The organism is Paenibacillus graminis, from assembly GCF_000758705.1.
Taxonomy (GTDB): domain Bacteria; phylum Bacillota; class Bacilli; order Paenibacillales; family Paenibacillaceae; genus Paenibacillus_AQ; species Paenibacillus_AQ graminis.
The window spans coordinates 4,745,348-4,768,259 of sequence record NZ_CP009287.1 but is presented as its reverse complement, the minus strand read 5'-3'; the positions used below and the strand labels follow the sequence as shown (position 1 = coordinate 4,768,259).

The 22,912-nt window shown below is 49.1% G+C and carries 17 protein-coding genes and 1 riboswitch; of the genes, 16 read left to right on the top strand and 1 reads right to left on the bottom strand.

The window, feature by feature from the left end; translation table 11 throughout:
• The first annotated feature begins 163 nt into the window (after positions 1-163).
• From PGRAT_RS20480 to PGRAT_RS20395, 16 genes are all read left to right on the top strand, one after another.
• Positions 164-1,144 (top strand): ABC transporter ATP-binding protein, encoded by a 981-nt coding sequence (locus PGRAT_RS20480; RefSeq protein WP_025703224.1) that lies wholly within the window; start codon positions 164-166, stop codon positions 1,142-1,144.
• The gene (locus PGRAT_RS20475) at positions 1,141-2,103 is read left to right on the top strand and encodes an ABC transporter ATP-binding protein (protein ID WP_025703225.1); all 963 of its coding nucleotides are present in this window, start codon (positions 1,141-1,143) and stop codon (positions 2,101-2,103) included. The genes PGRAT_RS20480 and PGRAT_RS20475 overlap by 4 nt, the downstream gene beginning before the upstream one ends.
• Before the next feature lie 1,054 nt (positions 2,104-3,157).
• Positions 3,158-4,195: an acyltransferase family protein gene (locus PGRAT_RS20460; protein WP_167337234.1), complete on the top strand. Its 1,038-nt coding sequence runs from the start codon at positions 3,158-3,160 to the stop codon at positions 4,193-4,195.
• A gap of 228 nt (positions 4,196-4,423) precedes the next feature.
• On the top strand, positions 4,424-5,617 hold the full coding sequence (locus PGRAT_RS20455; RefSeq protein ID WP_025704168.1) for a D-alanyl-D-alanine carboxypeptidase family protein: 1,194 nt from the start codon (positions 4,424-4,426) through the stop codon (positions 5,615-5,617).
• Between the two features lie 174 nt (positions 5,618-5,791).
• Positions 5,792-6,145 carry an anti-sigma F factor antagonist gene (gene spoIIAA, locus PGRAT_RS20450; RefSeq protein WP_025704169.1) on the top strand — a complete coding sequence of 118 codons (354 nt, stop codon included), beginning with the start codon at positions 5,792-5,794 and terminating at the stop codon, positions 6,143-6,145.
• Positions 6,142-6,597 carry an anti-sigma F factor gene (spoIIAB, locus tag PGRAT_RS20445; RefSeq protein ID WP_025704170.1) on the top strand — a complete coding sequence of 152 codons (456 nt, stop codon included), beginning with the start codon at positions 6,142-6,144 and terminating at the stop codon, positions 6,595-6,597. Before spoIIAA ends, spoIIAB begins: the two co-directional genes overlap by 4 nt.
• 11 nt (positions 6,598-6,608) lie before the next feature.
• Positions 6,609-7,364 (top strand): RNA polymerase sporulation sigma factor SigF, encoded by a 756-nt coding sequence (gene sigF, locus PGRAT_RS20440; protein ID WP_025704171.1) that lies wholly within the window; start codon positions 6,609-6,611, stop codon positions 7,362-7,364.
• An 860-nt stretch (positions 7,365-8,224) separates the two neighbouring features.
• Positions 8,225-8,317, top strand: a riboswitch (cyclic di-GMP riboswitch).
• 51 nt (positions 8,318-8,368) lie between these two features.
• Positions 8,369-10,453 (top strand): S-layer homology domain-containing protein, encoded by a 2,085-nt coding sequence (locus tag PGRAT_RS20435; protein ID WP_025704172.1) that lies wholly within the window; start codon positions 8,369-8,371, stop codon positions 10,451-10,453.
• A 25-nt stretch (positions 10,454-10,478) separates the two neighbouring features.
• On the top strand, positions 10,479-17,426 hold the full coding sequence (locus PGRAT_RS20430; protein WP_244884032.1) for a DUF6531 domain-containing protein: 6,948 nt from the start codon (positions 10,479-10,481) through the stop codon (positions 17,424-17,426).
• Between the two features lie 11 nt (positions 17,427-17,437).
• Positions 17,438-17,644 carry a hypothetical protein gene (locus PGRAT_RS20425; protein WP_025707945.1) on the top strand — a complete coding sequence of 69 codons (207 nt, stop codon included), beginning with the start codon at positions 17,438-17,440 and terminating at the stop codon, positions 17,642-17,644.
• A 111-nt stretch (positions 17,645-17,755) separates the two neighbouring features.
• A complete protein-coding gene (locus PGRAT_RS20420) occupies positions 17,756-17,965 on the top strand; it encodes a hypothetical protein (RefSeq protein ID WP_025707946.1) in 210 nt (69 codons plus the stop codon).
• 632 nt (positions 17,966-18,597) lie between these two features.
• The gene (locus PGRAT_RS20410; protein WP_162165098.1) at positions 18,598-19,215 is read left to right on the top strand and encodes an RHS repeat-associated core domain-containing protein; all 618 of its coding nucleotides are present in this window, start codon (positions 18,598-18,600) and stop codon (positions 19,213-19,215) included.
• Between the two features lie 150 nt (positions 19,216-19,365).
• Complete coding sequence (locus PGRAT_RS20405; RefSeq protein ID WP_025707949.1) at positions 19,366-19,917, top strand: hypothetical protein; 552 nt, start codon at positions 19,366-19,368, stop codon at positions 19,915-19,917.
• Positions 19,918-20,321: 404 nt separating this feature from the next.
• Positions 20,322-20,609 (top strand): hypothetical protein, encoded by a 288-nt coding sequence (locus PGRAT_RS33360; protein ID WP_155990512.1) that lies wholly within the window; start codon positions 20,322-20,324, stop codon positions 20,607-20,609.
• A gap of 152 nt (positions 20,610-20,761) precedes the next feature.
• Positions 20,762-21,370, top strand: coding sequence for a helix-turn-helix domain-containing protein (locus PGRAT_RS31760; RefSeq protein WP_025707950.1), 609 nt, complete (start codon positions 20,762-20,764; stop codon positions 21,368-21,370).
• Between the two features lie 133 nt (positions 21,371-21,503).
• Complete coding sequence (locus PGRAT_RS20395; protein ID WP_025707951.1) at positions 21,504-22,409, top strand: hypothetical protein; 906 nt, start codon at positions 21,504-21,506, stop codon at positions 22,407-22,409.
• Positions 22,410-22,660: 251 nt separating this feature from the next.
• Here the strand turns inward: PGRAT_RS20395 and PGRAT_RS20390 are convergent, their stop codons facing one another.
• Complete coding sequence (locus PGRAT_RS20390) at positions 22,661-22,870, bottom strand: helix-turn-helix domain-containing protein (RefSeq protein ID WP_025707952.1); 210 nt, start codon at positions 22,868-22,870, stop codon at positions 22,661-22,663.
• Positions 22,871-22,912 lie beyond the last annotated feature (42 nt).

Genomic DNA, 22,912 nt, shown 5'->3' with positions numbered 1-22,912 from the left:
GATAAGGGGCATCTGCTGTAGAAAATACAATAGAATGTGTCTCGGGAATTTGTCTCGACCTAAGCCTGAATGGAATCTGTTCTAATGCAGAAGGGGAATCTGGATCATTTTATTTTATACAGATAATACAGACTATATAAATCTAACGCCGGGAGGGATACAGATGACAGAACTGCTTGAAGTCTCCGGGCTGTGCACCGAATTCACAACGGCCGCGGGAACCATCCGTGCGGTTGACGGCATCAGCCTGTCCGTGCGCAAAGGGGAGACGCTGGGCATCGTCGGCGAATCCGGCTGCGGCAAAAGCATCACCTCGCTGTCTATCATGCAGCTGCTGCCGAAGCGGATCAGCCGGATTGCCGCCGGGCAGATCCGTTTTGAAGGCAAGGATATGCTGGAGATGCCGGTGAAGGAAGTGCGGGGGATCCGGGGCAACCGGATTGCGATGATTTTTCAGGAGCCGATGACCTCGCTGAACCCGGTGTTCAAGATTGGCCGGCAGATTTCCGAATCCGCCCGGTTTCATCTGAAGCTGAGCAAGAAGGAAGCGGACGGGCGTGCGGTTGAAATGCTGCGCAAGGTTGGAATTCCCCGTCCCGAAAAAATTGCCCAGCAGTATGCCCACCAGTTATCCGGCGGGATGCGCCAGAGGGTCATGATTGCCATGGCAATGGTCTGCAACCCGCAGCTGCTGATTGCCGATGAGCCGACGACGGCCCTGGACGTAACGATCCAGGCACAAATTCTCGATCTGATGCGCGAGCTGCAGCAGACCGAAGGGATGTCCATTCTGATGATTACCCATGATCTGGGCGTCGTTGCCGAAATGTGCGACCGGGTTGTGATCATGTACGCAGGCCAGATTGTCGAGGAGGCGGATGTGGCGACGCTCTTTAACAAGCCGCTGCATCCTTACACACAAGGCCTGGTGGCTTCGCTGCCCCAGCTTGCCGGTGAGAATGACCGTTTGACCTCAATTCCGGGGCAGGTCCCGAATCCGGCCAATCTGCCATCCGGCTGCAGGTTCGCACCGCGCTGTCCGCTGGCGGTTGACCGCTGCCGGGCGGAACGCCCGGAGCTGCTTGAAACCCGGCCAGGACACAGCTGCCGTTGTCTGCTGCAGCAGGAGGAGGAGGTATCATGAGCGCCATTCTGGAAGTCCGCAATTTGAAGAAGCATTATCCGATCCGCAAAGGCTTTTTCGCCAAGCAGGTGGGAGCGGTAAAAGCGGTGGACGGCATCACCCTCTCCGTCGAGAAGGGGGAAACCCTTGCTGTCGTTGGTGAATCCGGCTGCGGCAAGTCCACCACGGGCCGGGCCATCCTGCGGCTGATTGAGCCGACGGGTGGCGAGATCCTGTTTGACGGCACAGATGTCCGCAGTCTGGATACCGAGCAGCTGCGGCGGTTCCGCACCGATATGCAGATGGTATTCCAGGACCCGTATGCTTCACTGGACCCGCGTTGGACTGTGCAGCGCATCCTGGAGGAGCCGCTGCGGACGCATGCAGCCGCTAAGAACCGTGAGCTGAAAAGCCGTGTCGAGGAGCTGATGCAAGTCGTGGGCCTGTCGCCTTATCAGGCCCACCGCTTCCCGCATGAATTCTCAGGCGGCCAGCGGCAGCGGATCGGCATTGCCCGCGCGCTGGCGCTGAATCCAAAGTTCATCGTCTGCGATGAGCCGGTCTCCGCGCTGGATGTATCGATTCAGGCACAGGTGCTCAATCTGATGCAGGATCTGCAGGAGCAGTATGGTTTGACCTACATGTTCATCTCCCATGACCTCTCGGTCGTGAAGTTTATCAGCGACCGGGTGGCGGTGATGTACCTGGGCCGCATCGTAGAGCTTGCTCCGACTAAGGAGCTGTTCGCGAAGCCGCTGCATCCGTACACGCAGGCCCTGATGTCTGCCGTGCCGGTGCCGAATCCGGGGCTCAAAAAGTCGCGGATAGTACTGACCGGCGACGTGCCGAACCCGGAGACGCCGCCCTCCGGCTGCGCTTTTCATCCCCGCTGTCCCTTCGCCATGGACAAATGCCGCAAGGACGAGCCGGTGCTGCGCCCGCTGGACTCGGGACATCAGGTATCATGTCATTTGTATTAGCAGTAAGGCTGGAGCCACCCGGGGACGGGTGGCTCTTTGGATTCAACGGCGTACTGCCGTTGAATCCACTGCAGGGCCTCCCTGGCGGAAATCAAAGGTAGAAATACCTTTGATATGCGTCGCCGGGGCGCCAGGGACGGAATCAAAGGTAGGAATACCTTTGATTTCCCTTTCGCGGGCGCCAAGAGACAGAATCAAAGGTAAAAATACCTTTGATATGCACCGTAGGGACATCAGGGACAGAATCAAAGGTAGAAATACCTTTGATATGCGCCGTAGGGACATCAGGGACAGAATCAAAGGTAGAAATACCTTTGATTTGCACCGTAGGGGCACCAGGGACGAAATCAAAGGAAAATACCTTTGATATGCACCGTAGTGGCGCCAGGGACGAAATCAAAGGTAGAAATACCTTTGATTTCCCTGCACGGGGGCCTCTCGGTGGCAAGCCAAGTGGAAAAAGGCACTTAAATTTCTCGAAAATCAAGAAATTGCGAGGGTTAGGTGGAAAAAGGGCACTTAATTCAGCGCTATTCCTTTATCTGGGGCGAATTAGGGTGAATTAGTGATACTTTCCACTTAGCTACCGAGTTACTTGATGCTCGGTCATATTAGTGATACTTTTTCCACTTAACTAGCTAACTTAACCAGCTTATGAAGCGCCAAGAAGGTACGTAATTCACTTACACAACTTTTGGACAATACCCAGGACCCAATCAAAGGTAAACGGCCTTGGATTTCCCCCGCAAAGGCGCCAGGTACCAGCTGCTTCCCACACACCCCGTCGTCTGTACCACACAGCTTACCCGCGAGACTCCCCGCAACTTGAAAAACTTAGTTCAACGCTCCTATATAGACCACTTTCAGGCCTATTTCTAACCCCTTCATCTGAAACACACAGAAACGGCTGTTTTGCAAAGGGTCCTACCCCTGCTGCATCTGCGACTTCTGATTCAATTATGACAAAAAAGTAACTTTTGGTTTGAAATGAAAAGTAAACTCCCCTATAATTACAATAAATATAAATCTGAACTGGGAGGAGATGGAAGGAAAGGTGAATAAACAACGTGAGCTGTGGATTGACGCAGCCAAGGGTTTCAGTATTATTTTTGTGGTCATGGGGCACTCCGGCGATGCGGCAGCCAACCATTATCTGTCCTGGTTCCGGATGCCATTGTTCTTTATGCTCAGCGGACTGGTCTTCAAACCGGTAGATGCCTGCCGGTACCTGGGCTGGGCGGCCAAACGGACCAAAGGTCTGATGACACCCTATGCAGCCTACGGAATGCTGATTGCCACGGTGCTGCTGCTCTTCAGCTTCAATGTTAGAGGTTTTGCCGAGAATATCGCCAGGCTGCTCTATGGGGGATTGTCGCTGACCGGCCCATATGGTGTGTTCTGGTTCATCACCTGCCTGCTTTTTACACAATTACTGTTCGGATTTATCGTCCGCTACCCGATGAGAACACAGCTCCTCCTAATCACCGCTGCCTATTCTCTCTCCCATCTGATCTCCCTCACTTCGCTGAGCACCTTCAACCTTCCCTGGAACATTGACGTTTCCCTATTGGCTGTGACTTATTACGCTGTCGGCTATTATGGCAAAAAAGCGATTCCCGCGCTGATCCGCCACCGGCTTACCCTGCCGCTGCTGCTGCCGCAGTGTGCAGGTGTTTTCGCTCTGGAGCGCACCGGAATGATCCGCTATAGCCTGAACATGAAATACAAGGAATATGATGCTGTGGTGTTGGATCTCTTCATTCCGCTGCTGATCTCCTTGACCATTTGCGCCGGGGTGTACGGGTTGACCAGGATTCTTCCGCTGCTATGGCTGGGCAGTTTGGGCCGTAATACGATCGCCATCATGTATCTGCATCTGCCGGTCAATTACGCGCTGAAATATCTGCTCGGCGCAGACTACGGCCTGGTGCCATTTACTGTAATCGGAGTAGGTATCCCGCTGCTCGCCGCAATGTGGATTAGCCGTTATCCTTTACTGTCCAGATGGTATCTCGGTCATAGCGGAGCCCGCCCTGCCGTCAGTTATATTGAACGGTCCGCTGTATCGCGCCGCTTCTCTGCCGGTGATTAACTGCCGCGCCAAGTATGCAATAGAAGGTTTCATTTGTACCAGCCCGCTGCCCTGCAGAATTTAGTGATCTGCTCCAGGTCCATAAACTTTGGTATCCGGCTAGAAGAGTAAAGGGATTAGGCATTTTTCACGTACAAATGGAATAATTTTCACCCTTTCTGACCAGACTGGAACACAGTACCTGTGAAATGAAGGTTAATGTTCAGGAGGGGAACCATTGTGAGAAAAATGCGTTATGTACTGCTCGTGCTGTGTGTTGCTGCTTCGGTTCTGGGATCAGCTTCAGGCGCATATGCAGAGGAAAAGGCCAAGGCCAAGGACACCGGCAAAAAAGCCGCTGCTGTAGATCTCGCACCCGGAGCACGCTCCGCGATCCTCATGGATGCGAACACGGGCACCGTGATCTATGAGAAGAACAGCCACGATAAGCTGCCGCCGGCAAGCATTACCAAAATCATGACCATGCTGCTTACCGTCGAAGCACTGGACGAAGGCAGGCTGCAATTGACCGACAAGGTGCGGACGAGCGAATATGCCGCGTCGATGGGCGGTTCGCAGATTTTTCTGGAGCCCGGCGAAGAAATGACCGTGGATGAAATGCTCAAAGGCATTGCGATGGCCTCGGGCAATGACGCTTCTGTGGCCATGGCCGAGAAGCTGGCCGGGTCGGAGAGCGCTTTTGTGGATCTTATGAATCAAAAGGCCGGGGAGCTTGGCCTGAAGGACACGCATTTTGCCAACTGCAACGGTCTGCCGGCCGAGAATCATTATTCCTCCGCCCATGACATTGCCGTCATCAGCCGGGAGCTGCTGAAGCATGAACGGATTATCAAGTATACCGGCTCCTATCAGGATTATCTGCGCAAGGATTCGGCCAAGCCGTTCTGGCTGGTGAATACGAACAAACTGGTGCGTTTTTATACAGGAGCGGATGGTCTGAAAACCGGTTATACGGCGGAAGCCAAGTTCTGCCTCTCCGCTACAGCGGCCAGAGATGGACTGCGTGCCGTCGCGGTTGTATTAGGCGAACCTAACACCAAAACGCGCAACAGTGAAGTATCGGGGATGTTCGATTACCTCTTTTCCCAGTACAAGGTTCATACGATCCACAAAGCGGGAGACGCCATCGGCAGTGTGAAAATTGAGAAGGGCGTAAAGAAACAGCTGCCGCTGACTGCAAAGGAAACCTATAGTGTGCTTTTGAAAAAAGGAATCACCCAGGAAGGCATCCGCAATGAGCTGGTTCTGCCTGAAAGCATAAAAGCTCCTGTAAAGGCAGGGCAGACCGTCGGCAAGCTGGTCGTATATCAGGGCACGGACAAAATCAGGGAATATGAGCTGAAGGCAGACACGGATGTGCCGAAGGCGGGCTGGTGGAAGCTGTTCAAACGGACCGCAGGCTCAATGTTCGGGGTGGATTAATTTCGTGTTTTTTGTAGATTGGCTGCAGGCTTTCTGTTGATTCGTAGGGGTTTTCTTCTAGTTTTGTCGTGAGGCAGGATTATAGATTTCCCGCGTAGAAAACCTTGTCCTTGTAGGGGGAAGAACTGATGTGCAGGACGGTTTTTCAAAGCAACGAAGAGGAGAGTGGCAAGCATGAATTCTCATGTGGAGATGGAGCATCACCGGGGTGTGCTGATTGTCCGGCTGTCTGGAGAGCTGGACCATCATGCAGCCGAATATGTACGTATGGATATGGATGAAGCTATTATGCGGGGCCAGGTGGAGCATCTGATCTTAAGTCTGAAGGAACTGCAGTTTATGGACAGCTCGGGACTGGGCGTCATTCTCGGGCGGTATAAGCTGATCCGCAGCAAAGGCGGGAAAATGGTCGTCTGTGATGCCACCGCACCTGTACAAAGGCTGCTGGAAATGTCGGGCTTGTTCAAAATCATGCCCCTATATGATGACGAGAGCGCTGCACTCTCGGATTTGGAGGTTGCGTTATGACAAAAAGCGAAGCGGGTAACTTCATGAGCGTCCAGTTTGCCGCACTGTCGGAGAACGAATCGTTCGCGCGCGTGGTAGTGGCGGCTTTTGTCTCCCGGCTCGATCCAACGATGGAGGAGCTGAATGACCTGAAGACGGTTGTCTCGGAGGCAGTCACCAACTGTATTATCCACGGATATGACAGCGATCCTGAAGGCATTGTCAGCATCTCTGCCTCCATTGAGCATGAAACCGTGCAGCTCACGATTGAAGATCAGGGTAGGGGGATCGAGGATCTGGAGCTGGCCCAGCAGCCGCTCTATACCTCCAAGCCGGAGCTGGAGCGTTCGGGTATGGGCTTTACGATTATGGAAAATTTCATGGATGAATTCGAAGTCACAAGTGAACCGGGGCGCGGTACCTCCATTTCAATGAAGAAAACCATCGTCTCGAAAAAAGCTTTATACAATTAGGGGTTGGAGCCATGGATGCAGAGTCAAAAAAAGCTCCGCCGACCTATTTGGACGATGCGGAGGTCAAACGTCTGATCGCACTCAGTCAAGCCGGAGATAATCTGGCCCGCGATACGCTGGTCAACTGCAATATTCGCCTCGTCTGGTCGGTGGTGCAGCGGTTTATGAACCGCGGGTATGAGCCTGACGATTTGTTCCAGATCGGCTGTATCGGACTGCTGAAGTCCGTTGATAAATTCGACCTCAGCTATGAGGTCAAATTCTCCACCTATGCCGTGCCGATGATTATCGGCGAGATCCAGCGTTTCCTCCGGGACGACGGCACCCTCAAGGTCAGCCGTTCCCTCAAGGAAATGGCCAACAGGGTCCGCAAAATGAAGGACGAAATGTCCAAAACACTGGACCGTCTGCCGACCATCGGGGAAGTTGCGGAGGCGCTGGGGGTCACGCCCGAAGAAATCGTGTTCGCCCAGGAGGCTAATAAGCCGCCGACCTCGATCCACGAGACCGTCTTCGAGAATGACGGCGATCCGATCACGCTGATCGACCAGATCGCCGACGAGACGCAGGAGCGCTGGTTCGACAAGCTCGCGCTGAATGAAGCCATCGGGGCCTTGACTGAGCGCGAGCGCCTGATCGTCTACCTGCGCTACTACCGCGACCAGACCCAATCTGAAGTCGCCAGCCGCCTCGGCATCTCGCAGGTCCAGGTGTCGAGGCTGGAGAAGAAAATCCTCGCGAACATCCGCGAGCAGATCGCACAGTAGCACAGCAGGCTGGCAGGAGTAAGCAGGGTACAAGCGGAGGCAAGTAAGGTAAGCAGGAAATAGCATGTGGCCGGCTTTTACAAGTAAGTATGAGCAGTGAATGTGACGGGTGAAATAAATGTTTCTGTTGTCCGGAAAATTATCTATGGAGTTAGACAGTTGTAAGAATATCAGCCAACCCAGATTGAAATGATAAGAAAAAGTAGGCAGAGCAGCGATTCTCCTGTTATTGGAGGATCGCTGCTCTGCTTTTTTACGTGGTATACACCCCAGTGCCTACGTATATCCCATTCCAAAGCAACAAGGGCAGGACCAAGCAGTCATTTCATGGCTTTTGGGTCAGCCCTATGAGATGACTTTAATAATATCTGTGTTTACTCGTTTTCCAAGGATTGCGTGAATGGCAGGGTCTACAACTGTGATGTGGTACATGTCTGCAAGGTACTTCTCTGCAATCTAAGATCTTTTTCTTTTTAGAAACACAAACAACTACCGGTTCATATTTAACTTTTATAAACTTTTTAACCACTTCTTTTTCCACGAAGCATTTTTTAACAGGTGGAACACAGCAATGTCTAGATTTTTTATATCCCATTTCCAATTCCTCCCTTTTTTTAGATGCCTGATAATATACGCACATAGACAATAATCGGAATGATGTTTCTGCCTAATATGTAACGAATTGGGCAGTACTGTTACTGTTTTTGCTGAAGAGACGCTGGAGGTAAATCCTGAAATCAAAACCTGAAAAAGGGAAAAATAGAACATCTTAATTCTATAGGAATAAATTCCGATAATAAAAGTGTCCTGTACATCTAAAGTCACAATTACATAAGCATAAAGGGATAGAAAAACCGAGTTTGGAACAAAGGCAAATCCGTACGAAAGTCGGAGACGCAAAGCCACGGGCCTACTTCATCCGGAAGGGATGTCAGGGCAGCCGGGCCGCTCAAGGCACTTGGTTTTTTGGCGTGCCTACAAATAGCGCTGGGGGAGAGAAGTGAATGAGGTTCGGACAAAAAAGGAAGTTTGCGCAGGCAGTTATTACTGTTTGTGCGGCGGTGTTTTTACTTGGAGGGCTTGTCAGCAGTAGTCTGGGCGTAAGGCAAGCATCGGCTGCGGCGGCCAATCCGGGCAGAACAGACTATAGCGTGTCGGGTGATAGGCTAGTGTGGCTGGAACCGGACGCAGACGGAGTTAAGCAGGTGCACGCGCTGAATCAGCGCAATGGTGCAAATGCGGTGCTTACAGCCGGTCAGTCAACCAAGGACGCGCCGTATGTGAATGGAGCGGTTGCGGTATGGGCGGACAAGGGAAGTGAGCCGGAAGCTTCACTCCACTGGGATATCTACACTGCCGATCTGGAGACAGGCAAGCAGATGAAGCTCAACAAGCAGGCCGGCCCATACGGCAATCCGACAACGGACGGCGTAGGTGTGGTCTGGTATGAACGCAAAAATTACGGCAGCATGATCTATCATGATCTGGCAACGGGTGTTGAAGCGGATCTGGGCGAAGGACGTTTCCCGGTACTGGCCGGCGGAAATGTCGTCTACAAGAATGCCCGTGACGGGGGGCTTAGCCTGCTGGATGTGAGCAGTGGCGTAACCCGCGCACTGGTTAGTCTGGGTGGTGCGAATGCGGTGGACTGGTTTGTATTTAATGGCAGCCATGTGCTGTACAAGCAGAAAAACAGTGCCACAGGAAGCAAATATGTGCTCCTGAACATCAAAGACCTGACGGCACAACCTGTGGATCTCACCGGGATGAAAGCCGGGGGAACTGAATATGCCTTTATGTCCATAGGTGAAGATCAAGCTGTGTTCCAAGAGGAGGATAACGGCGCTGTCACCCTGAAGCAGGTGGACCTCACTACATATGCAGTAAAACCGCTGCCGATAGATGCCGGGGTGAAGCTGATCGGAATTAGCGGGAACAAGCTGCTGTACAGTAAGAAGGACGATTACATAGAATCAGTGGATTTAAAAGAAAATCCCAACCCGACTCCTGATCCGGGAACGACTCCATCGCCAGGTGAAACCCCACATCCGGGTACAGACTCTAACCCGGGTCCGGCACCGGAGGCCAAGGCCCCTGTAATTACCGGAGCTAAAGTTACTCAGGCGATCGGCAGTGCCGGCGGAACCTTGACTGCACTGAACGGCTGGGCACGGCTGGAGATTTCCGCAGGAACCTTCCCGGACAATACCACCGTAAGCCTGGCTCAGGCTGAACTGGAAACGAAGCAACTGCTGGATGCAAGCGGCAAAACTCTGCTGAAGGCCGGTTCCGCCTGGCAAGTCCAAGCGGGCGCTCCGTTCCTGATCCCGGCTAAGCTGGCAGTCCGGTATCCGCAGGAAGAGCCTTGGACGTCGAAGCGTGAGAAGCTTGGGATCTACAGCTACAATCCGGACAAAGGCATCTGGAGCTATATCGGCGGAGTGACTGCGGCGGAAGACGGTTTTGTTCAGGCTAAGATATCAGCCTCAGGACTGTACGCGGTCATGCTGCGCGAGGCACAATTCACAGATATATCAGGCCACTGGGCCCAGCAAGCCGTTGAGGTGCTGGCAGCAAGAGGCATCGTGAACGGGATGAACGGAACCGTGTATGCGCCAAAAGCCATCCTGACCCGGGCTGAATTCACCAAGCTGCTGACAGCAGCTCTTGGGCTGCAGCCGGTGCGGACGGATAAGCCAACCTTCCGTGATGTTTCCGCTGCGAACTGGTCCTGCCCGTATGTAGAAGCGGCAGCGGCGGCAGGAATTGTAACCGGGGACGCAGGGCTTTTCCATGGCAATGATCCGCTGACCCGCGAACAGATGATGGTGATGCTGATGCGGGCGGTTGACAGCACTGCTATTGGCAATCCGGCATCTGCTGCGGATTCGGTCAAGCTTCAGGCTGTACTTTCCGGATTCAAGGACAACGGTAGCATTAGCCGATGGGCACGGGAATCCGTAGCGGCGGCGGTTGACAAGAAACTGGTGCAGGGCAGCGGACAGCTTTTGAAACCCAAAGATTCATCCACAAGAGCCGAAGCGGCAGTTATCATGTACAAACTGCTCGCTGAGCTGAAATTACTCTAATTTATTAAGGATAGGAGACCGATCTATGAAATTCCGAGCGTTACAAAGGAAGCGGCGCAGCGGCAGCCTGAAGGCACGTCTGAACGTCATGCTTGTGCTGCTGCTGGTCATATCTTATTTTCCTGTTCTTCCGGGACTTACCAAGCTTGCATCGCCGGCCTACGCGGCTACCAATATGCGGATTGAACCAGGTGAGCTTAGCCCGGGACCCGGGAAAAGTGTGGAAATTTCGTTCAGCTTCAACGCAGCGGATGACGGCCAGGACCAACATGAAACCAACATCAGCCTGTGTACTCCGCAAAAAGACGGTTCTGCCCCGATCTTAGGGGATCTGATTACGAGCGGCGTGTATCCGACGAAGCAGGACGGGCAATATATCGTTCATAAATATGTGTGGGATGGCACTATCGGAGGCGTGCCGCTGGACGAAGGGCGCTATAACATCTGCATTTCACCTGCTGAATATAACGGTACCGGTGTGTATTACGGCCAAATCGCCAGCTTCGAAATTCTTGGCGGCGGCGAAGTGCAGCCTCCGGCAGCATTGCAGATTAGACCTGCGGCCTCAGGACAATCTGAAGTTTCCGGGACTGCTGAACCCGGAACCCTGCTGGAAGTAGAGCTCTATTATCCGTCCAGCGGGGAAGACAAGCTGTACTCCAATATTGCAGTCAACAGCGCAGGACAATGGAGTCAGCAGCTTGGGATCACGCTGAGTGAATCTGTCCATATCACGGCGAGAGCGAAGAAGGACGGTAAGTTTTCGGGGTATTCGGAGCCGCTTGCGGTGCTGCGTGCGCCTATGCCCGCTTTTTCGCTGAGCTGGGAAGCTCTGGCTGCCTATTATTATAAGCTGGATTCTGCTCAGGCGATGAAGGAAAAAGCCCAGGACATCGCTGTATTGAACCAGTCTGCGGCCTCGTCGGGAACCATCAGCGGGTTGACCTCTATTTTGTTGACTGATCCACAGACTACCCGTGCGATTTCCAGCGGGGATCTGCCGCAATTTACGGAAACGGCCATCCAGGACCGGCTGCGGATTGTGAATCCGTCAGGGCAGGCGCCGGTTGATCCGGCCCGCGGGGATTTTGTCTACTCCAGTGAATCGATTAGTCTGCAGGCGCTGATGCCGCTTCAATTCGGACTGGGCTATTTAAGCCGTGACCCTTATAAGGGAGTCAATGGACCGGGGTGGCATCACAGCTATGAATGGAAGCTGAACCCGCTGAACGGCGGTAAGGTGGAAGTTATGAGCCCGGACGGTTCGCTTTTTGAATATGTGCCTTTGGCGGGAGGCCAGTATCTGACACCGCGTGGTACCGACTGGACGCTAAGTGCGCCATCTGCAGGGACTTATACCCTCACATCACCTCAAGGGGATGGTTACCGGTTCAATGCGGAAGGGCTGCTGCAATCGGTCACGGATTTGAACGGGAATCAGATCACTTTTGCTTATGAGGGCACGAAGCTGGAAGTGGTTAGCACAGCCGGGGCTTCTCTAAGCTTAAGCTATGACGGAGCAGGAAAGCTGATTTCTGTAAGTGATCGGGCCGGCCGCCAAATGTCATTTCATTATGATCCGGCAAATGGAGACATGACCTCGATTACTGATGTGGATGGGACCACAACCAAGCTTACCTATGATGACAACCATCACGTACTGAGCGTAACGGACGCCAAAGGAACTGCGGCGATGAGTGTTGCCTATGATGACCATCAGCGCGTGACCAGTTTCACCGATTTCTATGGCAATACGAGTTCCTCCACCTATGAGGGGCGCGTGGCGCCGGTAGTCCGGGGAGAAGAGCCTGAAGGCGGTGAGACGGGGATTGATCCTGCGAACGGCCGGGATATACCGGAATCGGATGAGGTGATTTTGTCCGGGACGATGAATAATCTGGCCCACGCACCAGCATACCGGAAGGTTGAAGGGCTGAAGCCGCTCATAGCCGACTACTTAGCGGGCAGCATAGGAACAATCGAGAGCAAACGGAATGCCTATAGTGCTTCAGCGGTCGCCGCTCCAGGCGGAATTGCCGATATTCAAAGCGCGATTGCGGCCAGCAGCGCATCACCGGCTGTTGTGAGTTCCGGCCATTTGAATGTTGAAGAGAGCGTAACGTTCGGATCGCCGGGCAAGCCTGTCGTCCTGATCGTGGACGGGATGAATACGAACAAGGATATCACTGTGCGCGTATACGGCACGCTGATTCTGAAGCAGGGACTTAACGCCAACACCAAGCTTGCACTCGATGTGCAAAAGGTTCAGGGCAAATACGGAAATCTGTGGTCCGGGGGGACGATACATCTCAACAATGATTCCTCTGTAACTGTGGGGGATACACTGCAAACAGGCAGTCTGACCTACAACAGCGGCGGGCTGACCGTGGATGCCCAGCGGATGCTGATTGCCGGAGACTTGTCGATCAATACACGCGTAGAGATGAACATTGCCCAGGAAATGACCGTTGGCGGAATTGTGTCCAACAACCAGACGGCGAATCTGACCGTGACCGGCGGCGATCTGTTCGTCCGCGACAACGTCAGTGTCAATAACAATCTGAATGTGAAGACAGGCGGTCTATTTGTTCTTGGCGGAGATATGACTCCGAACCAGACACCTGTTGTTCGAACCGGGGTTGGCTCAGGCAAAACCATTCTGACTTATCCGCAGAGCGGTACCAGCAGAGCAAGTTCCGAGAATGCCGGCAGTATAAGTTCCGGGAATGCCAGCAGTGCAAATTCTGGGAGTACTTCAGTGGTAACTGCTGCCGGATTAGCCTCATCGATTGCCACTACCGCGAATAAGACAACATGGACGAATGCTCTTCATCAGGATACGTCATATATATGGAATAATCATTTCCAGGTTGTTCAGCGGCAAGCAGCAAATGGCGCCATCGTCAAATACAGCTATGACAGCAGCGACCGCGTAACCGCAATTACGGACGCTAACGGCAACAAAGGCAAATTCGCCTATGACGAGCGCGGGAATCTGACGCAGAAGACGGACGAGAGCGGATACTCTTCACTCACCCGCTATAATGCTAAGAACCGCCCGGTTGCAGAAATCGATGCTCTGGGCAACCGTGCCGCCTATGAATATGATACAGCAGGCAACCTTGTCAAAAGCACGGACGCCCTCGGCGGCGTTGTCTCCATTGCCAGAGACAGTGCCGGGGTTCCGCTCTCCGTTACGGATGCCGAAGGACATACTACAGCCTACACCAATGATGCTGACGGTTTTGCCAAGGAAATCAAGGACCCGAGCGGCTACACGACAATTATTGAACGTGATTCTCTGCACCGCACCACTCAGATCAAGGATGCGGAAGGCAAGCTGCAGGCAGTCGGCTATGACCTGAAAGACCGTGCGGTTGAGGTTACCAATGCATTGGGCCAGAAGAGCGGTGTCACCTACGATGCCAATGGCAACCCGGTGGAGCACACAGATGAAGCCGGGACCAAGACAGTGAGTAAATATGATGTGTACCGGCTAAGCGGGACTGAGGATGCGCTTCAGAACAGCACAAGCAACACTTATGATGCCCTCGGCCGCGTCACAGAAGCGAAGGACAAAGCGGGAGCAGTTACTTCTTACAGCTACGACAGTGCCGGACATCTGAAAGAAGTTACAGATGCAAAAGGCCAGTCCAGCACGTATACCTACGACGATAATGGAAATATGCTTACCCAAAAGGATGCGAAGGGCAACATCACCTCCTACACGTACAGCAAGCGGAATGAACTGCTGAGCGTAACCAATCCGCTTGGAGCCAAGACGCGTTACCGCTACGATGCGGCAGGCAATACCATTAAAGAGACAGATGCGCTGGGCAACAGCACCTACTATGACTATAATGCACTCGGACAACTGGTGAAGGTAACGGATGCGCTTGGTTCGGTAACCGAATACCGGTATGACAAGAATGGCAGCCAGGTCGCAATGATTGATCCTAACCATTCAGTCTGGACGACCAAATACGACAGCCGGGGTCTGGAAGCGGGAACTATTAATCCGCTGAATGAGGAAACTACAGTAACCCGTAATCCCCGCGGCCAGATGACCGAATTCCTGGATGCGGCGGGACAGAAGACTACTTACGATTACGATGCTTTGGGACGGAATACACGGGTGCGCAATGCGCTCGGATATGAAACCTCTTATGCTTACGACGCCCAGGGCAATGTAGAAAAGATCGTGGATGCGAATCATCACGAGACGGCTTTTACGTATGATCCGCTCGGCAGGTTGACGGAAGTCAAGAACGCGGAAGGCAGCACCACTAAGTACTCCTACGACGCCTCCGGCAACCTGCTGGACAAAACCAATGCTCTTGGAGCAGTGACTTCCTACCATTACGATGCACTGAACCGGGTGACGGAATCGGTGAATCCGCTGCAGGAGAAGACTACACTTGCCTATGATGAGAACGGGAACCTGCGTCAGGTCACAGAACCGGACAGCAATGCAACCGTCTATGCCTACAATAAAGGCAATCAAGTGGAACAGATTCAGTACGGTAATGATCTCACGGTAAAATATAAATATGATCTCGCGGGACGCCGTACCCTGATGACAGACAGCACCGGGGACACGCGGTATACCTATGACGCACTCAACCGTCCAACCTCGGTAATAGATCCGCGCGGCAACAACGTGCGTTATGAATGGACGGCAACCGGACAGCGCAGCCGGATCATTTACCCGGATAACTCCGTGGTCAGCTATGACTATGACAAGCTTGACCGCATCAAGCAAGTAACGGATGCGCAGAACCGGATTACCAGCTATCAATATGATCCAGCGGGACGCCTGACGGAGAAGCTGCTTCCAAACAATGGCCGGAGCACCTATCACTATGACGGCGTTGGACAACTGCTGGAGATGAAACATACGGCACCAGGCGGTGCACTGTTGGAACAACTTACCTACGTGTACGATCCGGCAGGGAATAAAATCCGCAGTGAACGCCACGAAGGCGGCAGCGATGAAGATAACCCGACTGGAGCACAGCGTCCGGCGGACATCTCGGATTATGCATATGACGCGCTGAATCAGCTGGTCCAAGTGCAGAAGCAGAACGGGTCCAAGGTCGTCTACTCTTATGACACTGTGGGCAACCGGCTGGGAAAAGAAACCACAGAAACCGGAACCACTATCAAGGAATTGTATACCTACGATGCGGCGAACAAGCTGACCCGTTTTGAAAAAGGCAGCGACTACAAGGACTACACCTACGACAAGCGCGGCAATTTGCTGAAAGTGAGCGGTATCGACAGCCAAGCATCGCTGAACCTGTTCACGGCGAAGGCGAGTGCGCAGAAGATTTCGGTGCCGGACAGTGTCTATTCGGAGACGGGGACAAGCGGACTGAAGGCGGGCGGGAATGCAGATGTAAACGCAGATGCAAGAGCAAGTGCAGCCGCTACTACAGATGCTGACGGAATTGCAGATGCAGCCACAGGAGCAAATGCGTTGACTGAGCTTTTAGATCCGTTGTCATCGATTCCAGATCCGGCCTCAAGTCCAGCCGGAACGATTTCAACCGGTGATGAAGGAGCTTCATTATCCGGTCTGCCGGATGCGAATGTTAAAGCGGGAGTAACAGGGGATGTCTACGGGGCAGATAAGGCTCTTAATCCCGATGCGCTCTTGAAAGCCGCGCAGGCGGCAGGCCCGCAGGTGCTGGAGAGCAACCGCTGGGATGCATCAAACCGCCTGGTCGGAAACACCAATGCGTACGGCGACATTACCACATACCAGTATGACGGTGACGGCAACCGGGTCAGCATGCAGACCATCCTCGGTGACGGTGCGGTTCAGGATGCCTACCCGTCCGGCAACCCTGCTGGCAACCGGGACGGCTGGGAGCCGCAGTATAAGAAGCGGCAGCTGGATATTTATTTTACCAATGACACCACCATGAGCATTCCGCAGCCTTTGACCGCAACTGGAGCTACCGGACAGAACTGGAAGCAGTCTTATGTGTACGGAGCCGGTGAAGAGCGGATCAGCATGAGCTATCTGGTCAGCGGAGACAAGAGCAACGATTGGGAGCCGACCGCCGGAGCCAGCGGAGCTAGCGCAGCGGCGGGTGCGCCGAAGACACTCTTTTATCTGAGTGATGCACAGGGCAGCGTCATCGGACTGGAAGGCCAGGACGGCAGCATGTCCGCACGGTACCGCTACGACGAATTCGGCGTGGCCGAAGCCCCGGAGAAATTTGACCTGAACGGGCCTGGCCCGGACAACTTGTTCGGCTACACCAGCCTGGGCTATGATTACTACAGTGGCTACTCCCATGCGCAGGCGCGGGATTTCGACTCCAGTGTGGGACGGTTTATCAGCGAGGATACGTATGAGGGGCAGATTAATAATCCGCTGAGTTTGAACCTTTATACTTACGTAGAAAACAACCCTCTAATGTTCAACGATCCAAGCGGTAATATTAAAATGAGAGTTGATGGTAATCTCGCACTTGAATTTTTTGGCATAACTTTTTCAGATTATCATCCAGATAATACTCCAGTATGTAGAGGTTTATATACTGCTGAAAGTAACAGAGCAAAGAAAAAACTTCATGAACAAGAAAAATATGTTGTTAATTTGTTGTTAGAAATGGGGAAGGATGTTTATCTAAACCCAGAAGCTAAAGGTGAATCACCACAGTATGATTTTATAGTAAACGGTTATTACAAGGTTGAATTAAAGACAGCTTTTCCTGAAGGAGGTAAGTTCAAACTAGGTAGTGCATATGATGCAATTAAATACGGGATAGAGGAGCAAGGTGCAGATGTTGTTATATATGATCTAACATTTGACAATGTTGAATTCGAACTAACGGATATCATCAATCTTAGTTCTAAATTGTACAATTATTTTGAAGACAAACCATTCAGATATGATGTTCAAGTTTGGACGAATGAGGGAATATACTTTTTTGACGATAGAAAACCAGATATTATTTAGGAGGAGCTTTCATGGAAAAGCAGGAGATATTTATGAAGGGTTACATAAATAAAGTTATCAAGATAACATTTCTTGATAACTTATATGTAACGGGAATGTATGTTGATTATTATTATTCTAATAATGTCATAGTTTTAGTACCTGAAGACGGGCATGATGATGCACGGCTTTTAATTCCGCTAAGTGCAATAAAAACTATAGCTCGTTGGCTCCATTAATGAATATGCTTACTAGGAAGAATTTTAATAAGAGAGTTGACAACTCTCTTTACTTTAATTTTGGATATGGCAAGATGGAAATTACTTACTTATAGTATTAGGAGGGGTATCATGGAAAAACAAGAGGTTTTTATGGAGAATTATTTAGATAAATATATTAAGATAACATTTCTTGATAATTTACATGTAATAGGAATGTATATTAGTTATTATTCATTCAACAATACTATAGTGATAATGCCTGAGGAAGACCATGATGATACACGGCTTTTAATTCCGCTAAGCGCAGTGAAAACGATTGAGCCATGGCCGATTGACTAATGTGATGTTTGGAATTGATAGATTAGCTAGAACCACATGTGATGAATACCCCATGTGGTTTTTTTTAGTTAATTATAGCCCTATCCAGTGCCTAAAGAATCGGTCGGCTGTGTCCAAATGGATTTAACCCTAGTAAGTTACGTATGAATTTTTGTCTAAACATGAATGTACCCACGAGTTTGTTCAGGTACTTAAAGTTATCCTGTTTCAGCACAACTCTCCTGCCCCTTTATAACTTATAATTACTAATGATAACTTTTTTTTGGGTTTTGTTACTGCTAACCCATAATGACCGGAGGTTGATGGTGTAAGCTGTCCTGCTATTGATGGGCCATGCTGTCCCCAGCAGGGTAAAAAAGCAGGGGGACGATTTTCCCTGGATCACACTTCACCATATGGTCGTCTACAATCCGGTGCTTGTTCTGTGTGCCGTAAATAAAGTTATGGGTACAGAGATTGCTTACACCCCAGCGCTTCGTGAACATATTATTATCTGTTTAATGGTCACGGTGCTGTGATACAGATTATTGATACCAACGGCGAGGTTAAGAAAAATTATGTGTTCGATGGATTGGGAATACTACTTCTAAAAAAGAGGAGATTTTACTCCTTCAAGTATGCTGGAGAAAGCTATGGTCCAGAAAACAGACTGTGATCCGAGCATGGGACAGTTTTTAAATGAGGATACGTATGAGGGACAGATTGATAATCCGCTGAGTTTGAATTTGTATACGTATGTAAGCAATAATCCGTTAAAATATATTGATCCTACCGGAAATAGACAATGTATATATGCAAATTCGTGTGATGTCAAGGAGACAAGAGCTCCTGGTTTTTGGGAATCAGAGTGGAATGCAATAAAGGCAGCTCACTCTTCATGGTTCTCTGCCATAGATTTTTGGACAGCAGGGCTTTTAAGCGAGACCAAAGAATATGCTCGTATCTCTCAAGAAGACACGTGGTCAGTAAGGCATTTTGCTAGTGCCGCATTATTGATGATGAATTTCTGGCCTGGAGGGAAATTTGAGAAGCAATCAGCGGATCTAACAGCAACTATATGGGGAAGAATTACGGCAACACAAAGTGTCCGTCAAGGAACTTATATCCCAACTTCATTCGTTCTTGAAGATATCACTGTTAACGGGAATAAACTTTGGGTTCACGGAAATGCCACGAAGCATATGGAAGAATATATGAGGAGCGAGAATATTTCTATGCTTAGTAATGATGCTCAGCGGATGATTCAGTAGTCAATGTTAGCAAGCTTTGAGTCTGCTGTCAAGAGTTTAACAATCAAGGATGGCAGACATATGTATAATATTGATGGATGGGAAATTGGAATCGATATTACCGATAAATCATCAGTTATATATCATGCAGTATATAAGGGGAAATAAACAATGACACTAAAATTGCATAAGTTACTAGGAAATTTCATACAAGAAACTTCGCTCGATATTGATGTTATTGGAGACGGGTTCGCGTTAGTAAGAATAAATTTTCAATATGAGCAACCTAAAGACTATTACGGCAGATGTGAATGGAGATTTTATAATGAAGCAGAACCTGTAACATTCTATTTCAATAAAAGAAGAGATATTATTTCGGACCTAGAACTGCTCCTTCCATCTGAACTAACTTTTTTTATTGATAGATTTAATGAATCTCAAAGGCAACACAAGGATATTCCATTTTTTAATGGTTTTCCCTTGTTTCAATTGATTAATTCTAATGTAATGAGCGATGGATTTTCTTTTGAAGAGAAGGGAGGGATATTTATAGATTATTACGATGACTGTATTGTCTGTAGTTTGCGATCAATAGAATTTGATACGGTAAGTCGTGTTTCGGATAATGTGGATTTCTTGTTTAATCAGGAAAATTTTGCAGGAGTGAAGTTAAATCTTAACAATCAACATAAGTTGCTGTTACAAGGAGCGTCATTAATTTAACAAAGCTTGGCCACATGCGAGTAAAATCCATGTGGTCTTTTCCTTTATCTTACTCAGTGCGCTATGGGGACTGCAGCAGGAGTAACTAAATTAATTCTAAAAGCGCCAAGTTTGCTTGCTTCAATGGGTGCTGCTAATATTATCAAAGCTGTTCCTAAGCTGGAGAGTTTGGCAAGTAGTGCCATTAGTAGTAATAGACCGATAATTGGTATTCTAAGAGAAAATGGGTTTTAAGTCATGAGCAGTTGGGACTTACAAAAGGAGACTTAGGATTTGGGCTATCCTATTAAGATGGACAGTGGGGTGTTCGTGGTTCGGGATATGCTGCGGCTAAAAACTGGGCACAACCAACACCAGAACAGGCAGAAATGATTAAAAAAATTATTTGGTGTAGGTGACTAAATTTGAATTTAAAAAGAATTATTACACGTCGTTACGGCGTTTACTGCCCTAACTGTGGACATGAACTTTCTATTTATTCTACATTTTCATCAAATAAGTTTGCGGTAAAGTGTAATGAATGCAAGAACGGATACATTTTTGAACGTAATAATAATCAATTACTTCCATCAACCCAGACTGATGAAATTGAGAAGTTATGGGAAAGTGATGAATATCATGAATATTACAAAGGAATTCCTACTAGTGAGGCTTTCATGCCTAATTGGTTAAAAAAGCATTCTAAAGATTAGATTATAAATGGAAACAATTCATTTATTCAAATTAGCCACGTGTGAGTCAAAGACTTCATGTGGCTTTTTCTTTTTGAAAAAGTGATTGACATTCTTGGTATGGCATCATATAATCAATCTCGTAAGGCATACTAGGTATGGCGGTGATTGGGATGATTGGATTACAATTTATAGCTGACACGTTTCACATGGAGTACAAAACAGTAGCAGAAGCAATCGGGGTTTCCAAGCAAACATTTCAGGATTGGATCAAAGAAAGACGGAAGATTCCCAAACCACGTCTGAAGCAGTTATCCGAGTTGTTTGGAATCGAAGATCAGGTATTGTTCCAGAAGGAGTTGCTTCCATCCGAAAAGTCAGAAATTCTAATGATTTACTTAACCAGAACAGATGAACATGAAGAAATCGAGCTGACAGGTGTTGATGATGAAGGATATGAATATACAACAACAGAGCATTATTCGCATAATAGGCAGCTCATTGAGTATATACATGAAGAGCAAAAAAAGGAACGGCTGATTGAACTGTTGGAAGTATTGGTCAATGATGAAGAAAATGAGGATTTTAAACGGCTTGAAGATGTAGTTACGGTATTCCGAGAACAGAATCGTAATAAAAAGACAGTATTGGAATTGGTCTTATATTATCTCGTTCACCGAGATAACGAATGGGGAGTACATCCAGATTACGCAAAATACGAACAGAAACAGTTCTTTGAGAAGCTTGACAAGCTGTTCGAGGAAACTGGAATTAAACCTTAATAGGTGGTGAATACGATGAACAAGATAGACACGAGTTGAACAATTGCTGGACTCCAGCCGTGGGTTCCCATTCTTATAACATCTCCAATTACATCTAATATTTTAGATTACTAGAAATGAAAGAAGGTTCCTTATGTTTGACACTATCGTACTGAAAGCAAGACCTATTCCTATTGATCCAGATATATTGAATCAATACAACGAACATTCAACTACATTCTTAAGCAAAGAAACAGGTGCATTGAATACAAGCTATAAGATATACGACGAAAAGCTGCCATTCATGAAGTATATCGAGAACAGCCAAACACTCACAGTACAAGTATCTATACCGAAGCTTCTATACGGAGACAACGTAACTATGCTCACAGAAGCAGACATTCCCTTGTTCTTTGAACGATTGCAAGAAAGGCTACTCCATCTCTTTGATGTGCATATTCCACATTCTGACTGGACTTTAAGTAGATGTGATGTCTGTTGTAATTTTCAAGTGGGCAAGAAGGTTAGTGAGTATGTACGGATGTTCAGCAGGCAGAAACTTGCCTACAAGAACACTATTGCTTATAACCAAGATCAGACCGTTGAATATCGGAACAATAGCAGCAGAATTATGTTTTATGATAAGCAAAAGCAGACCCGGAAGGAAGAAGAATCAAATGAGATTATTGAACGTTCCAAAGGTGTATTGCGACTGGAAGTCCGACCTAGCGACAATGATCTGAGAAAGTTTTCGCCAACGAGGAAAGCGGTAGAAATACTCGAAAAACCATTCTTTAATTATACGATTGAGAGGACACTTGCACAGATAGAGTATCCAGAGGAAGTCAGCGATTTGGAGTTGTCTTGGCTAATGGAGAACAGAGAGAACATATCCAAGATCGAAACTGTTCTTGGCTTCCAAATACTGCAAAGCATATTCGATGAGTCCGTATTAAGGCAGCTTTATACATCATCTACGTATGCCAATCGCAAAAACTTGGCAAAAAAAATAGCAATCCCCCAAGGGGACTGCCTAGATCGTCTTGCTATAAATAGCTAGAAAACACATCCTCGGCGATGGACACGTTATTTTGCCGATAACGATAAAAAGTCCAACATGCTGGATGAAATAAAAATAACATTGTCTCTATTGTACTTGAAAATAAAGAGATTTCAACCCCTACCTTCCAGGAAATGTTCACCATTACGATAGGGAAACACCCGGGGGTGGTTTAAATCAAAAACCATGATAATTGTTGAGGAATAGAGCGTAGCACATCCAGCTACCAACCCGACTTACATTTCAACACCTTAAGTCTCCGTATCTTCAACAATCAACTCATTGATGGAGATGTCTAGGGCTTCACATATCGCTTCCAGCGTTCGGATATAGACTCTGTCTACTGAATCGGAACAGAGATGATTAATGGTACTTGGACGTAAGTTCATTTGTCGGGCAAGTTCTCTTTGTGACATTCCTCGTTGATCTAATATATCTTTTAATCGAATCTTTATCTTCATGTTTTCCTCCATCATTCCAGCAGCTAAATATAGAAAGATTAT